We start from the raw sequence: 14,185 nt of genomic DNA on the forward strand, positions 1-14,185 counted from the left end.
CATGTCCCGCGTCATGAGGTCAGGCCGATGAAATCCATTTCCAGACTACTAGCTGCGGCGGCGATCAGCGCACTTGCATATCCCGTGGGTGCCGCGCCGCTGCTTTCCGCATTTTCGCAACAAGCACCGGTGCCGCCGGCGTCCATCGATGCTCCGGAGACGCTCCGCGCGCCGGTGATCCTGGCGCAGAGCGGAGATCCGGTCTTCCGGATCGGACAGCTCGAGGAGCAGGTCCGCGGGCTGAATGGCCGCATCGAGGAGCTGGGATTCCAGCTCTTGCAGATGCAGGAGCAGATGCGCCAGATGCAGCAGGACAACGAGTTCCGCTTCCAGGAGCTTGAGAAGACCGGCAATCAGCGTGGAGATGCCGGCCCGGCGGTCACCCAGCCGGGGATCGAGCAGTCGAGCACCGCGTCGACCACCCCGGACACCCAGGGGCCTGGTGCGCCTGCGACGGATCTCGGAACCATCCGGTTCAATGACAATGGCGACCTTATCGGCGGCATCATCGAACCGATGGATGGCGGCAGCGAAACGGCTTCGCTGTCTTCTCCCGAAGACATGTACCAGGCCGGCTACAATCATATGCTGGCCGGCGATTACGCGCTTGCCGAGCAGGTTTTCGCGGACTATCTGGCGAACAATCCGGAAGATCCCCGGGCCGCGGATGCAATGTTCTGGCTGGGCGAGGCGCAGTATTCGCAAGGCCATTATCAGGATTCGGCCAAAACCTTTCTCGACGCACACAAGCAGTTTCCCCGCGCCGACAAGGGTCCCGACGCCCTGCTCAAGCTGGGCATGTCGCTGGCCAAGCTCGACAATCGCGAGACGGCCTGTGCGACACTGCGCGAGGTGCTGATCCGCTATCCGGGCGCTTCCGCAGCGGTTCGCGCCAAGGTCAGCGAAGAACAGCAGCTGGCGAGCTGCTGAATTCTTGTCCGATCCCGCAAAGTCAGATCTTTCGGGAGACACCGCGGCACAGCCGCCCGCATATCTTGAGCTTCTGAGACGTTTTTGTGCAAGCCTGACTGACCGCCGGCCGCTTGGCGTCGCCGTGTCCGGCGGATCGGATTCGCTGGGTCTGCTGATCGGGCTCGCCGCGGTCATGCGCCCTGAAAAACTGGTCGCACTGACCGTGGATCACGGATTGCGGGCCGGATCGGCAGAGGAGGCGCGGCGGGTCAAGGCCCGCTGCCGGCGGCTCGGTATCCGGCATGAAACGCTCAGGTGGCAAAGCGGCCAGCCGGTGACGGGGCTGCAGGCGGCGGCCCGTGCCGCCCGGTACGGTCTGCTTGCGGAGGCGTGCGAAAGGCTTGGTCTTTCGGCGATGGTGACAGCGCACACGCGCGACGACCAGAACGAGACGCTGGTGATGCGGCAGGCCCGAAGCACCTCGGAAAAAGCGCCCGGCCTTGCGGGCATCCCGCCGGCCACGCTGTTTGACGGACGCATGTGGGTCCTGCGGCCACTGCTCGACTGTCACCGGGAGCAGGTACGCCAGTTCCTGCGCGAAGCCGGCGCGGCTGACTGGATCGAGGATCCCTCCAATCAGGATCCGCGGTTTGAAAGGGTCCGGGTTCGGGCCCGGCTTGCGGACCATCCAGCGCTGCGGCAAGGATCGGACGGGGCGGACATCGCGGCCCGGCGGTCGCGTCTTGCGCGGCAGGCAGCCGGTCTGATCGACGAGCGGTGTCATGTCGATGCGGCGGGGCTGCTCCGGATGCGATGCGAGGCGCATGATCCGTCCGATCCCGCCATGGCGGCCCTCGAAGCCCTGATTGACTGGCTCGGCGGGGCGGCGCGACCGCTCGACAGGCGCGGCAAAGCGACGCTTGCAAGCTTCATCGCTTCAGGAGCCAAGGGCGGGGAGGGGGCCGCGACCAATCTCGGGCGGGTGCTGATCCGGCGGTTGAATGGCCACCTTGTGTTGCGGCGTGAAAACCGCGACATCGGCAAGCTGGTGCTGGAGCCGGGGGAGACCGGCATCTGGGACAGGCGCTTTGAGATCCGCAATCTCTCGCGGAGCACGGCGCTCAAGGTGGCCGGTGGCGGAGAACATGGGATCATGCCTTGTTTTGGCCGCGATAATGGCGCCTCACAGCGTATCCTGACTATCGAAGAGGGCGTCGTTGGTGGCTATATCTGTCAGGCGCTGGCCGGTCGCGCATCGCGCATCCTGCCGGTCTACCAGCTGCCGGTGGCACAGGCAGTGGCGCGATTGGCCGGGTTGAGGCCATTTCCGGCGTGTCCGTGGCCTGCCGCGATGAAGCAAGCTGTCGGCGAGACGACGAAAGCGGAATGACAAACGCCGCTGCCAGCCTTGGCAAGACACCCTCAGGCTCCTATGTTGTAGATTGACTATTCTTAATTCGGTCTCGCGCCGGTGGCTGCAGACCTTGATCCCGAGGAAGAGCATGAATCCCAACTTCCGCAATTTTGCCCTTTGGGCAATCATCGCGCTCCTGTTGATCGCATTGTTCAACATGTTCCAGAGTCCGAGCGAGCGCACTGCAGGGCGTGACATCGCCTATTCGCAGTTCCTCAAGGATGTTGATGCGGGGCGGGTCCGTGACGTGACGATCGTCGGCGAGCGGATCTCGGGCAATTATACCGACTCCGCGACCGGGTTTCAGACCTACTCGCCCGGAGATTCCGGTCTCATCGACCGCCTGAACGAACGCAACGTGTCGATCACTGCGCGGCCTGAGGTCGACAGCTCCAACACACTCGTCGGGTACCTGATTTCCTGGCTGCCGATCCTGCTCATCCTCGGTGTCTGGATCTTCTTCATGCGGCAGATGCAGGGCGGCTCCCGCGGCGCCATGGGATTTGGCAAGTCGAAGGCGAAGCTTCTGACCGAGGCACATGGCCGGGTGACCTTTGCCGACGTGGCCGGCGTCGATGAAGCCAAGCAGGACCTCGAGGAAATCGTCGAGTTCCTGCGTGATCCGCAGAAATTCCAGCGGCTCGGCGGCAAGATCCCGCGCGGCGTTCTGCTTGTGGGCCCTCCCGGCACCGGCAAGACGCTGACAGCGCGCGCCGTCGCCGGCGAAGCCAATGTTCCCTTCTTCACCATTTCCGGTTCCGACTTTGTCGAAATGTTCGTGGGCGTTGGCGCCAGCCGTGTCCGCGACATGTTCGAGCAGGCCAAGAAGAATGCGCCGTGCATCATCTTCATCGACGAAATCGACGCTGTCGGCCGCCATCGTGGCGCAGGCCTTGGCGGCGGCAATGACGAGCGCGAGCAGACTCTCAACCAGTTGCTCGTCGAGATGGACGGCTTTGAAGCCAATGAAGGCATCATCCTGATTGCGGCCACGAACCGTCCGGACGTGCTCGACCCGGCGCTGATGCGTCCGGGCCGCTTCGACCGCCAGGTCGTTGTGCCGCTGCCTGACGTCAACGGCCGCGAGAAGATCCTCAAGGTGCATGTGCGCAACGTGCCGATGGCGCCGAATGTCGATCTCAAGGTTCTGGCCCGCGGCACGCCCGGGTTCTCCGGCGCGGATCTGATGAACCTGGTCAACGAGGGCGCGCTGCTTGCTGCCCGCCGCAACAAGCGGCTTGTGACCATGGCCGAGTTCGAAGATGCCAAGGACAAGGTGATGATGGGTGCCGAGCGGCGCTCGACAGCCATGACCCAGGAAGAAAAGAAGCTGACGGCCTATCACGAAGCCGGGCATGCCATCGTGGCGCTCAACGTTGCCGCGGCCGATCCGGTGCACAAGGCGACGATCATCCCGCGCGGCCGTGCGCTGGGCATGGTGATGCAGCTTCCCGAGGCCGATCGCTACTCGATGAGCTACAAGTGGATGGTTTCGCGCCTCGCCATCATGATGGGCGGCCGTGTCGCCGAGGAACTGACCTTCGGCAAGGAAAACATCACCTCCGGCGCTTCGTCCGATATTGTCCAGGCAACCAAGCTTGCCCGTGCAATGGTAACCGAGTGGGGCTTCTCCGATGAACTCGGCCAGGTCGCCTATGGCGAAAACCAGCAGGAAGTGTTCCTCGGCCATTCCGTTGCCCAGCAGAAGAATGTCTCGGAATCCACGGCGCAGAAGATCGACAGCGAAATCCGCCGTCTTATCGATCAGGCCTACAATGAAGCCCGGGAAATCCTGACCAAGAAGAAGAAGGGTTTCATCGCCATCGCCGAAGGGTTGCTCGAATACGAAACGCTTACCGGCGATGAAATCCAGGCGTTGATCCGCGGCGAGAAGCCCTCCCGCGACATCGGCGACGATACGCCGCCGACCCGTGGAACGGCCGTGCCGACCGCCGGTGCAAAGAAGGGCGGGGCCGGCAAGAAGGGTGATGAGCCCGATGCCGGGCTCGAGCCGCAGCCGCAGTAAAGGCGCTCGTGGCGTAAACCATAACCCCCGAGATGTGTTGACAGCCGCCGTTTGGCGGCTGTTTTGTGTGTATTGCAACGATCTGTAACAAAATCTGATTGTATTCTTGTGCCGATGTGTTGGATCAAGCGGGATACAAAAACAAACAGTCGGGACACTACCGGGGGCTTTCCATGAGCAGGCGATATTTCGGCACGGATGGTATTCGTGGCCAGGCAAACAAGGCGCCCATGACGCCGGATCTGGCAATGCGGGTGGGCATTGCGGTCGGAAACCTGTTCCGGCGCGGCGATCACCGGCACCGCGTGGTGATCGGCAAGGACACCCGGCTGTCGGGCTACATGATCGAAAACGCGCTGGTGGCCGGCTTTACCGCGGCCGGCCTCGATGTGTTCCTGCTCGGGCCAATTCCAACACCCGCCGTGGCCATGCTGACCCGCTCGCTGCGCGCCGATATCGGCGTGATGATCTCGGCCTCGCACAATCCCTATCAGGACAACGGCATCAAGCTGTTCGGTCCCGATGGCTTCAAGCTGTCGGATGATCTGGAGCACCGGATCGAGGAGCTGATGGATGAGGACATCCATCTGCAGCTCGCGCGCCCCGATGCGATCGGACGCGCCAAACGCGTCGACGGTGTGCATGACCGCTACATCGAATTCGCCAAGCGCACCCTGCCCAAGGACATCACGCTTGCGGGCATGCGCGTCGTCATCGATTGCGCCAATGGCGCCGGCTACAAGGTGGCACCGGCAGCCCTGTGGGAACTGGGTGCGGATGTGATCGCCATCGGCGAGGAGCCGAACGGCACCAACATCAATCTCAATTGCGGCTCGACCCATCCGGTTGCGCTGTCGCGCAAGGTGCACGAAGTGCGCGCCGATATCGGCATTGCGCTGGATGGAGACGCGGACCGGGTGCTGATCGTCGACGAGACCGGCGCGGTGGTGGACGGCGACCAGCTGATGGCGCTGATTGCCGAATCCTGGGCTGCTGACGGTCTGCTGCGCGGCAACGGCATCGTCGCCACGGTGATGTCCAATCTTGGCCTCGAGCGCTTCCTTGAAGGCAACGGCATGTCGCTGGCGCGCACCAAGGTCGGCGACCGCTACGTGGTCGAGCATATGCGCAAGCATGATTTCAACGTCGGTGGCGAGCAGTCGGGGCATATCGTGCTTTCGGATTTCGCCACCACCGGAGACGGCCTGGTTGCTGCTCTGCAGGTGATGGCCTGCGTGCAGCGGATGGGGCGGCCGGTTTCAGAAGTCTGCCGCAGGTTCGAACCGGTGCCGCAGGTGCTCAAGAACGTCCGGCATTCGGGCGGCAATCCGCTCAACGACGCAGTGGTGAAGTCGGCCATTGCCGAAGCCGAAGCGACACTGGGAAGCTCCGCCCGCCTGGTGATCCGGCCTTCCGGCACGGAACCGCTGATCCGGGTCATGGCCGAAGGCGACGACCGCGAGATGATCGAAACCGTTGTCGACCAGCTGATCAATGTGATTTCCGGTGTGCGCAACGCCGCCTGACCTTTGCTCAGGCAGTATTCGTCCGGCAGGCCGGCGACAGTTCTTGCGGGAACTGTCGTGGGGACGTTTTTTTCTGTATTTTGGCGATTCTTGGTAAATAGATGTGGTTAAGCGCGCTTTAACCTTTCTGCTTCATTCTCCATCACGAACCAACAAGAGTGTTGTCACCAGAACCGGCGACAGCGCATGTCTCGACGATGGAGCCAATCATGAGAAAGATTTTCCTGGCCGGCGCGGCCATGGTGCTAGCCGGTGTAGGCGTAGCTGGTGCGGCTGACGTGCTGCCTCCCCCGATCATCGACGCGCCGATCTATGAATCGCCGGTTTCACATCCGGTCGAGTCGTCTGGCGGATGGTACCTGCGCGGCGACGTCGGCTACTCGTGGAACAAGCTCCGGGGCGTCGACTTCCTGCAGGGCGGCCTGGGCACCTATGCGCCGTTCACCACCGCGTCGCTTCGCACATCCTACAGCATTGGCGGCGGTGTCGGTTACCAGATCAATCAGCGGCTGCGCACGGACGTGACGCTGGATTACTTCTCCAAGGCCAAGTTCCGGGGCTCGACCACCGGCAGCTGTGGTGTGGCGACGGCCTGTACTTCGACCGACCTGTCCGGCATTTCCGGTTTCGGTCTTTTGGCAAACGCCTATGTCGACCTCTACAAGAAGGGCCGCTTCACCTTCTACGCTGGTGCCGGTGTCGGTGGTACCCACGTGAAGTGGGACGACCTCAACAACACCTCCTGCCAGACCGGCAACTCCAGCAATTGCGATCCGTCCTTCAACCACGGCGGCGCAAAGGGATGGCGCTTCACCTATGCTCTCATGGCGGGTGCCTCGGTTGACATCACCTGCAACCTGAAGGGCGATGTCGGCTACCGTTACCGCAACATGGCAAGCGGCGCGATGTTCAAGAGCCTGACCAGCCAGGGCTACCAAGGCTACCACAAGAGCATCTCCTCGCACGAGGTGCGCGGCGGTCTTCGTTACGGCTTCGGCGGCTGCGCCGAGCAGGAAGTCTACATCGAGCCTGCACCGATCATGCCGGCGGTCTACAAGTAAGCCTCCAGGCAACCGGTTCGTAGTCCATCAGCTTCAAACCGCCCGGCCTTCCAGCCGGGCGGTTTTTCGTTGCCTGCAGAAATGCCGGCACGGCCCGGAAAACCGGTTAACAGACATGCTTAATAAACATGCTTAACCGAGACTTAACCAGTCGTGGCCATAGTGACCTTCACACGTATTCGGGACGCATTCGAGCGGGGCCGGATCAATTGAAGGGATTTTGGCTATGTTCATGCGACTTGCTGTTGGAACCGCACTTGCTACGTTGATGGGGCTTGCAGCACCTGCCCATGCGGCGGATCTCGATGAGATCCTCTATGCCAAGGAACTGCCGGTGACCAAGCCGGTCGAGATTGGGTCGGGTTGGTATCTCCGTGGCGATCTCGGCTACTCGGTCCAGACCCGTGGCCCGGCGACAAGCTATTCGGTGTTCAGCGCCGGTCCTCCGTCCACCTACACAAGCACAGCGTATGATTCCTCAAGTCTCGACAGCGACTGGTCCGGGTCCCTGGGTGTCGGCTACAATTTCACGGATTATCTTCGTGGCGACCTGACCTTCGATTTCACCAAGGGCACGTTTTCCGGCGCGACGAGTTCGACAGCCGCCTGCGCCGGCAAGGCGACCGGGCAATGCGCCAGCGCCGATACACAGGGTTTTGATCAGTACGGCTTCATGGCGAACGGCTATGTGGATCTGGGCACCTTTGTCGGCTTCACTCCCTATGTAGGTGCCGGCGCCGGTGTGACCCGGGTCGCCTGGGAGCTGTACAACAATGACGTGAGCTGTGTCTCGGCTGTCGGTAATGTGTGTGGCGCTACCCCCGCCACCGACAGAACCCGCATCGGTGCCGACAGCTGGCGCTTCACCTACGCGCTAATGGCCGGCGTCTCCTATGATGTCTCGCGCAACATCAAGCTCGACATGGGCTACAAGTACTCAAAGATCGGTTCCGGCAACCAGGCGGCTTTCGATTCAACCAATATCGCAGCCGGTGCCGCAGGCTACCAGGTTGTCGACAAGGGCTTTGCCAAGCACGAGGTCCGGGTCGGTTTGCGCTACTCGCTCTGGTAGGCGCAGTGGCTCCACAGACATCCAGAAGGGCGGATCATCTCCGCCCTTTTTCATATGGTGCGCCGCATAATGCCGCTTGACTTCGGATCGGCTCGGGACTAACCCGGTCAGTGGGCCACCCCTCCCCAACGAGGGGCCACTATCTGGAAGGATAGCCATTATGACGAACCTACCCACGCCGGACCTGCGTCCGGCCAATCCCCGTTTTTCTTCTGGTCCCTGCGCGAAGCGTCCCGGTTGGACGCCCGAAGCGCTCCTTGACGCGGCTCTGGGCCGCTCGCACCGGGCCAAGATCGGCAAATCCAAACTCAAACAGGCTATCGACCTGACCCGCGAGGTCCTTGGCGTGCCCGATGACTACCGCATCGGCATCGTGCCGGCCTCGGACACCGGCGCCGTCGAGATGGCGATGTGGTCGATGCTCGGCGCCCGCGGCACCGACATGGTGGCCTGGGAGAGCTTCGGCGAAGGCTGGATCACCGACGTGGTCAAGCAGCTCAAGCTCGATGACGTGCGCAAGATCACCGCGCCCTATGGCGAGCTGCCGGATCTTTCGACGATCGATTTCGACCGCGACGTGGTCTTCACCTGGAACGGCACCACCTCGGGCGTGCGCGTCCCGAATGCCGATTTCATCCCCGCCGACCGCCAGGGCCTGACCATCTGCGACGCAACTTCCGCGGCGTTTGCGCAGCATCTCGATTTCGCCAAGCTCGATGTCGTTACCTTCTCCTGGCAGAAGGTGCTGGGCGGCGAGGGCGGCCATGGCGTGCTGATCCTCAGCCCCCGCGCCGTCGAGCGGCTGGAAAGCTACGTTCCTGCCTGGCCGCTGCCGAAGATCTTCCGCATGACCAAGGGCGGCAAGCTGATCGAGGGCATCTTTGTCGGCGAAACCATCAACACGCCGTCGATGCTCTGCGTCGAGGATTATATCGACGCGCTTACCTGGGCTCAGAGCGTTGGCGGCCTCAAGGGCCTGATGGCGCGCGCCGATGCGAACGCCGATGTGCTGCACCGCTTCGTGGCTGACAACGACTGGATCGACAACCTCGCCAAGGTCGACGAAACCCGCTCCAACACCTCGGTATGCCTGGTGATTGCCGACCCAGAGATTACCGCACTGCCCGCCGACGCGCAGGCGGCGTTCGCCAAGGCGCTGGTCTCGCGTCTCGACAAGGAAGGTGTGGCGCTCGATATCGGCGCCTATCGCGATGCCCCCGCCGGTCTTCGGATCTGGTGCGGTGCCACCGTCGAGACTTCCGATCTCGAGGCGCTGATGCCGTGGCTTTCCTGGGCCTTCGCCCAGGAAAAGGCCGCGCTCAGGCAGGCCGCCTGATCCAACGCCCTCGTGACCGCACCGGCTGTCCCCGGTGCGGTCCGGCTGCCCAACTCCCTTCTTCAGTTACTCTCAATGGAGGCCATCATGGCACCTCGCGTACTCGTATCCGATGCCCTGTCGGAAACAGCCGTCCAGATCTTCCGCGATCGCGGCGTCGAAGTCGACTTCATGCCGAAGCTCGGCAAGGACAAGGAAAAGCTGCTCGAAATCATCGGCCAGTATGACGGCCTGGCGATCCGCTCGGCGACCAAGGCGACCGAAAAGCTGATCGCTGCCGCCGACAATCTCAAGGTGATCGGCCGCGCCGGCATCGGCGTCGACAATGTCGATATCCCGGCTGCCTCGCGCCGCGGCATCATCGTCATGAACACGCCCTTCGGCAATTCGATCACCACCGCCGAGCACGCGATTGCGCTGATGTTCGCCGTCGCCCGCCAGCTGCCCGCCGCCGACGCCTCGACCCAGGCCGGCAAGTGGGAAAAGTCGAAATTCATGGGCGTCGAGATCACCGGCAAGACGCTTGGCGTCATCGGCGCGGGCAATATCGGCGGCATCGTCTGCAAGAAGGCCATCGGGCTCGGCATGCATGTGCTGGCCTATGATCCGTTCCTGTCGAAGGAGCGGGCCGAGGAAATGGGCGTGACCAAGGTCGAGCTCGATGAGCTCCTGGCACGCGCCGATTTCATCACGCTGCATGTTCCGATGACCGACAAGACCCGCGGCATCCTCAATGCGGAGGCGCTGGCCAAGACCAAGCCCGGCGTGCGCATCATCAACTGCGCCCGCGGCGGCCTGGTCGACGAGGCGGCCCTGGCGGAAGCGATCAAATCCGGCCATGTCGCCGGCGCCGGCTTCGACGTGTTCGAGACCGAGCCCGCCACCGAAAGCCCGCTGTTTGGCCTCGACAACGTCGTCTGCACCCCGCACCTGGGCGCCTCCACCACGGAAGCGCAGGAAAACGTGGCGCTGCAGGTGGCCGAGCAGATGTCGGACTATCTCGTCCGCGGCGCGGTTTCCAACGCCATCAACATGCCGTCTATTACGGCGGAAGAAGCCCCGATCCTCAAACCCTTCATCCGGCTTGCCGATGTGCTCGGCTCGTTTGCCGGCCAGGTCACCGAAAGCCCGATCAAGGAAATCGAGATCCTCTATGACGGCGTCACCGCGGGCATGAACACCAAGGCGCTGACGTCCGCGCTGCTCGCCGGCCTGATCCGCAACCAGGTGGCCGACGTCAACATGGTTTCGGCCCCGATCATGATCAAGGAGAAGGGCATCGTGCTCTCCGAGGTCAAACGCGACAAGACCGGCGTCTATGACGGCTACATCAAGCTGACCGTGACCACCGAACGGCAGACCCGTTCGGTCGCGGGCACCGTGTTCTCCGACGGCAAGCCGCGCTTCATCCAGATCAAGGGCATCAACATGGACGCGGAAGTCGGCCAGCACATGATCTACATCGCCAACACCGACGTGCCGGGCATGATCGGCTTCATGGGCTCGACGCTGGGCGACGCCGGCGTCAACATCGCCAACTTCCAGCTTGGCCGCGAGAAGGAAAGCGGCAACGCCATCGCCCTTCTCTATGTCGACGAACTGGTCAGCCAGGACGTGCTCGACAAGCTCACCGCCCACCACGCCATCAAGCAGGCCAAGCCGCTGGTGTTCAACGTGGACTGAGACGGCCGGCACTCTGGGACCGGACAGGCCGCCTCCCGGGACTAAGTGTTCCGGGGGGCGGTTTTGTGTCCAGCCATGCTTCGGGTGGCACTACGGGCACAAGGCTCATGCCCGGAAATGCGCGACCATCGCGGCAACGCCGTCTTCGTATGACGTCGAAGCAAATTCGGGATAGCGCTGCCGGAACTTTCCGTCCGACATGATATAGTCGGTCTTGAACTGGTAGCTCATTTCATGAACCTCCCGGATCAGCGGCTTGAACAGGGACAGGCCGCGCAGGACGATGTCGGGGATATGGGTCACCTTGAGCGCGGTGCCGAGCTCCCTGTTGAACAGCGCCGCCATCTCCGACACCTTCACGGCCGGGCCGACGGGCAAGTGGAATTCCTCGCCACAGGCGCCCTCGTCGAGCGCCAGTTCGACCAGTCCGCGTCCCATGTCGCCGGTATAGGCATAGGTGTGAACCGGGCCTTCCGGCATGGCGACTTGCGGCGGCCTGCCCTTCAGCATGTTTTCGAGGAAGCTGATGTAGAAGGGTGAGTTGAGCGCGCCGGGGCCGTAGAAATCCGCCGCACGTCCGACTGTCGCCTTGACCCGGCCGGCGCGATGGGCGGCCATGACGATCTCGACGGCGGTCTTGCGGGCCTTGCCCTTTCGCGACGGCGGGTTGCGCGATGTCTCCTCATCAAAGGGCACCGGCAAAGGCGCCGGGCCGTAGAGATAGACATTGTCGAAATAGACGATTTTCGCGCCGACCTTCTCGCAGGCCGTGACCAGGGCATTGGAGATCGCCGGAAAGCCCGTGGTCCAGAGCGCGGAATTGTAGGGCAGCCCGACGCAGTTGTAGACCACGTCCGTACCGTCGAGAACCCTGACCAGCTCATCGGCCTTCATGGCGTTGGCGTCGGCGCGTGTCAGCGCCTTGCCGTCGAGCCCCCTTGCCTTGATCGCCTGAAGCGTGGCGCCGCCGATGGCGCCATCGCCGCCAAGAACCGCATGATATCCCATGTCAGTGTCCCTTTCCGAACAGAGCCATGCCGATCATGGTGAAACCGGTGGCGAAAAGCCAGAGATGGATCGATGTCGTCGAGAGGGCAATGCTGGCCTCCATGCCGAACAGCTCGACCACCGGCGAGGCCAGCACCGGCGCGACGATCAGGCCGGCCCAGCCGAGGATTTTCGGCAGCCCGTCATTGCGCAGGATGATCAGCGAGACGGCGATCAGCCAGCCGACGGTGAACAGCGAGACGCCGAGGATCTCGCCGATGGCGCCGCCCCAGGCATTGACCGCGGACTGGATCACGTCGATCGTCTGGCGCAGCTCGGGCGTTGCCGCGCCATAGCTTTCGGCCAGCAGCGTCGAGGCGGTGAGCCAGCGGATGATGCCGATCGCGCGCGCCAGCGCCGAGACGCAGATCAGGGCGACCGCGGTGACAAACAGCGGCCCCATCTGCCTGTTCCTGCCAAGCGCCATCCAGGCGATCGCCGGGCCGATCAGGGCCCAGGCGAGCGAATAGACGAGGTAGATGCCGTAGCCGAGCCGCACCTGGCCGATCTGATCGAAGATCAGCGGCAGCGCCTCGGACGGGGCGAAATCGAGGCTGTCGGGCCAGCTGATCGCCGCGCCGAGAATGGCGAGCGGCACGAACAGAAGTGCAGCTTCGGCGACGACGAGACCGCCGACAATGAACAGGGACCTGGAAGTCGTCATGGCATGCTCCGATCAAATCAATTGCATCTGATCCTTGCTAGCAGTATCAAAATCAGAACGATATCGCGGATATCGGAACAGAGACTTCCATTTTTGAAATGAAAAGACACGAGCGCCTGCCGAAACTGCAGCTGATCCAGTCCTTTGCACAGGTGGCCGAACACGGGTCGCTGGCCGCAACCGTGAAGGCGCTCGGCGGCAGTCCCGCCACCCTGAGCCGTCACATCTCGACGCTCGAGGCCGAGCTCGGCGTCACCCTATTCGTGCGGCGCGGCGACGGGCTGTCGCTGACCGAGACCGGGGTTGCGCTCTTTGCGCATGCGGCCGATCTGACGAAGGCGGCGCACCGCTTCGCCTCGGTCGCGGCGGGGCGCGACCAGGCGATCGTCGGCACCGTGCGCATCACCGCCTCAAAAGGCGTGTCGGGGTTCCTGCTGCCAAGAGTGATGGAGCGGCTTGCCAGGGAAGAGCCGGAGATCGATTTCGAACTGGTCCCGAGCGACGCCGAGGCCAATTTGCTGCTGCGCGAAGCCGATATCGCGGTTCGCATGTTCCGGCCCACCCAGTCCAACCTGATCGCCCGCAAGCTCGGCGAGCTGGGCTTCGGGCTCTATGCCACGCGCGCCTATCTCGACCGGCGCGGAACGCCCGCATCAGTCGCCGATCTCGCCGCTCACGACCTGATCGGCGGCGACGCCGACGGCCAGGTGCTGAAGGGGCTGCAAACGCTCGGCCTCGATACCGACCGGGAAAGCCTGCGCTACCGCTGCGACGACCGTTTCACCGCCTGGCAGCTGCTCACCGCCGGCTGCGGCATCGGCGTCGCGCAGCTCCTCCAGGGCCGCTCGCGGCCCGATCTCGTGCGGGTGCTGCCCGATACACCCAGCTTCACGCTCCCGGTCTGGCTGACCTGCCACAGCGAACTCAAGACCAGCACCCGCGTCCGCCGCGCCTACGACCACATCGCCACGCACCTGAGCGCCGAGCTGAAGGCACAGATGGGGTGAGGGGTGGCGGCGAAGCCCTGCTGACCGCGAGAAGGAACGCGGAAGTCGGCCAGCACATGATCTACATCGCCAACAGTGCCCGGCATGATCGGCTTCATGGGCTCGACGCTCGGCGACGCCGGCGTCAACATCGCCAACTTCCAGCTCGGCCGCGAAAAGGAAAGCGGCAACGCCATCGCGCTGCTTTCTGTCGACGAACTGGTCAGCCAGGACGTGCTCGCCAAGCTCACCGCTCACCACGCCATCAAGCAGGCGAAGCCGCTGGTGTTCAACGTGGACTGAGACGACGCGAATGCATGAATGAATTGGCCGCCTCCCGGAGCCTGAGGGTTTAGGGGGGAATAGTAAGAAGTAGGGATAATTCGTCTTGCGTTTAAACTCCACGTTACTGTATTTGGCGGCATATTTCAATATCATTATTTATTATCATTGAAATA

11 protein-coding genes and 1 pseudogene are annotated in these 14,185 nt (G+C 63.0%); 10 read left to right on the forward strand and 2 right to left on the reverse strand.

The window, feature by feature from the left end; translation table 11 throughout:
- Positions 1–27: 27 nt before the first annotated feature.
- The 8 genes from ybgF (at position 28) to serA (ending at position 11,030) form a co-directional block, all read left to right on the forward strand.
- Positions 28–930, forward strand: coding sequence for a tol-pal system protein YbgF (ybgF, locus tag SPHINGO391_RS03725; protein WP_152007566.1), 903 nt, complete (start codon positions 28–30; stop codon positions 928–930).
- Positions 931–1,054: 124 nt separating this feature from the next.
- On the forward strand, positions 1,055–2,302 hold the full coding sequence (gene tilS / locus SPHINGO391_RS03730) for a tRNA lysidine(34) synthetase TilS (protein WP_193217175.1): 1,248 nt from the start codon (positions 1,055–1,057) through the stop codon (positions 2,300–2,302).
- A 112-nt stretch (positions 2,303–2,414) separates the two neighbouring features.
- A complete protein-coding gene (ftsH, locus tag SPHINGO391_RS03735) occupies positions 2,415–4,352 on the forward strand; it encodes an ATP-dependent zinc metalloprotease FtsH (protein WP_152007568.1) in 1,938 nt (645 codons plus the stop codon).
- A gap of 173 nt (positions 4,353–4,525) precedes the next feature.
- Positions 4,526–5,878: a phosphoglucosamine mutase gene (gene glmM, locus SPHINGO391_RS03740; RefSeq protein WP_152007569.1), complete on the forward strand. Its 1,353-nt coding sequence runs from the start codon at positions 4,526–4,528 to the stop codon at positions 5,876–5,878.
- A gap of 209 nt (positions 5,879–6,087) precedes the next feature.
- On the forward strand, positions 6,088–6,939 hold the full coding sequence (locus SPHINGO391_RS03745) for an outer membrane protein (RefSeq protein ID WP_193217176.1): 852 nt from the start codon (positions 6,088–6,090) through the stop codon (positions 6,937–6,939).
- A 232-nt stretch (positions 6,940–7,171) separates the two neighbouring features.
- Positions 7,172–8,011: an outer membrane beta-barrel protein gene (locus SPHINGO391_RS03750; protein ID WP_244615104.1), complete on the forward strand. Its 840-nt coding sequence runs from the start codon at positions 7,172–7,174 to the stop codon at positions 8,009–8,011.
- A gap of 160 nt (positions 8,012–8,171) precedes the next feature.
- Complete coding sequence (locus tag SPHINGO391_RS03755) at positions 8,172–9,347, forward strand: phosphoserine transaminase (protein WP_152007572.1); 1,176 nt, start codon at positions 8,172–8,174, stop codon at positions 9,345–9,347.
- A gap of 87 nt (positions 9,348–9,434) precedes the next feature.
- Positions 9,435–11,030: a phosphoglycerate dehydrogenase gene (serA, locus tag SPHINGO391_RS03760; protein WP_152007573.1), complete on the forward strand. Its 1,596-nt coding sequence runs from the start codon at positions 9,435–9,437 to the stop codon at positions 11,028–11,030.
- 105 nt (positions 11,031–11,135) lie between these two features.
- On the opposite strand, the gene SPHINGO391_RS03765 is transcribed toward serA, so the two are convergent.
- Together SPHINGO391_RS03765 and SPHINGO391_RS03770 are read right to left on the reverse strand one after the other, a co-directional pair.
- Positions 11,136–12,038 (reverse strand): NAD-dependent epimerase/dehydratase family protein, encoded by a 903-nt coding sequence (locus SPHINGO391_RS03765; protein WP_152007574.1) that lies wholly within the window; start codon positions 12,036–12,038, stop codon positions 11,136–11,138.
- 1 nt (position 12,039) lies between these two features.
- Entirely contained in the window at positions 12,040–12,741 is a 702-nt protein-coding gene (locus tag SPHINGO391_RS03770; protein ID WP_152007575.1) for a DUF4386 family protein, read from the reverse strand.
- Positions 12,742–12,839: 98 nt separating this feature from the next.
- Here SPHINGO391_RS03770 and SPHINGO391_RS03775 point away from each other — a divergent pair, with 98 nt between their 5' ends.
- Positions 12,840–13,748, forward strand: coding sequence for a LysR family transcriptional regulator (locus tag SPHINGO391_RS03775; RefSeq protein WP_152007576.1), 909 nt, complete (start codon positions 12,840–12,842; stop codon positions 13,746–13,748).
- Between the two features lie 38 nt (positions 13,749–13,786).
- Positions 13,787–14,030, forward strand: a pseudogene (locus SPHINGO391_RS03780) (phosphoglycerate dehydrogenase); the annotation flags it as partial.
- Between the last annotated feature and the right edge of the window lie 155 nt (positions 14,031–14,185).

This window comes from Hoeflea sp. EC-HK425 (genome assembly GCF_902498795.1).
Lineage (GTDB): Bacteria > Pseudomonadota > Alphaproteobacteria > Rhizobiales > Rhizobiaceae > Hoeflea > Hoeflea alexandrii.

What these genes read in the sequence shown, in the direction of transcription:
- ftsH (WP_152007568.1), top strand. Translation starts at nt 2,415, where the DNA reads ATGAATCCCAACTTCCGCAATTTTGCCCTTTGGGCAATCATCGCGCTC.
- SPHINGO391_RS03750 (WP_244615104.1), top strand. Translation starts at nt 7,172, where the DNA reads ATGCGACTTGCTGTTGGAACCGCACTTGCTACGTTGATGGGGCTTGCA.
- SPHINGO391_RS03775 (WP_152007576.1), top strand. Translation starts at nt 12,840, where the DNA reads ATGAAAAGACACGAGCGCCTGCCGAAACTGCAGCTGATCCAGTCCTTT.
- SPHINGO391_RS03745 (WP_193217176.1), top strand. Translation starts at nt 6,088, where the DNA reads ATGAGAAAGATTTTCCTGGCCGGCGCGGCCATGGTGCTAGCCGGTGTA.
- SPHINGO391_RS03755 (WP_152007572.1), top strand. Translation starts at nt 8,172, where the DNA reads ATGACGAACCTACCCACGCCGGACCTGCGTCCGGCCAATCCCCGTTTT.
- ybgF (WP_152007566.1), top strand. Translation starts at nt 28, where the DNA reads ATGAAATCCATTTCCAGACTACTAGCTGCGGCGGCGATCAGCGCACTT.
- serA (WP_152007573.1), top strand. Translation starts at nt 9,435, where the DNA reads ATGGCACCTCGCGTACTCGTATCCGATGCCCTGTCGGAAACAGCCGTC.
- glmM (WP_152007569.1), top strand. Translation starts at nt 4,526, where the DNA reads ATGAGCAGGCGATATTTCGGCACGGATGGTATTCGTGGCCAGGCAAAC.
- SPHINGO391_RS03765 (WP_152007574.1), bottom strand. Translation starts at nt 12,038, where the DNA reads ATGGGATATCATGCGGTTCTTGGCGGCGATGGCGCCATCGGCGGCGCC.
- SPHINGO391_RS03770 (WP_152007575.1), bottom strand. Translation starts at nt 12,741, where the DNA reads ATGACGACTTCCAGGTCCCTGTTCATTGTCGGCGGTCTCGTCGTCGCC.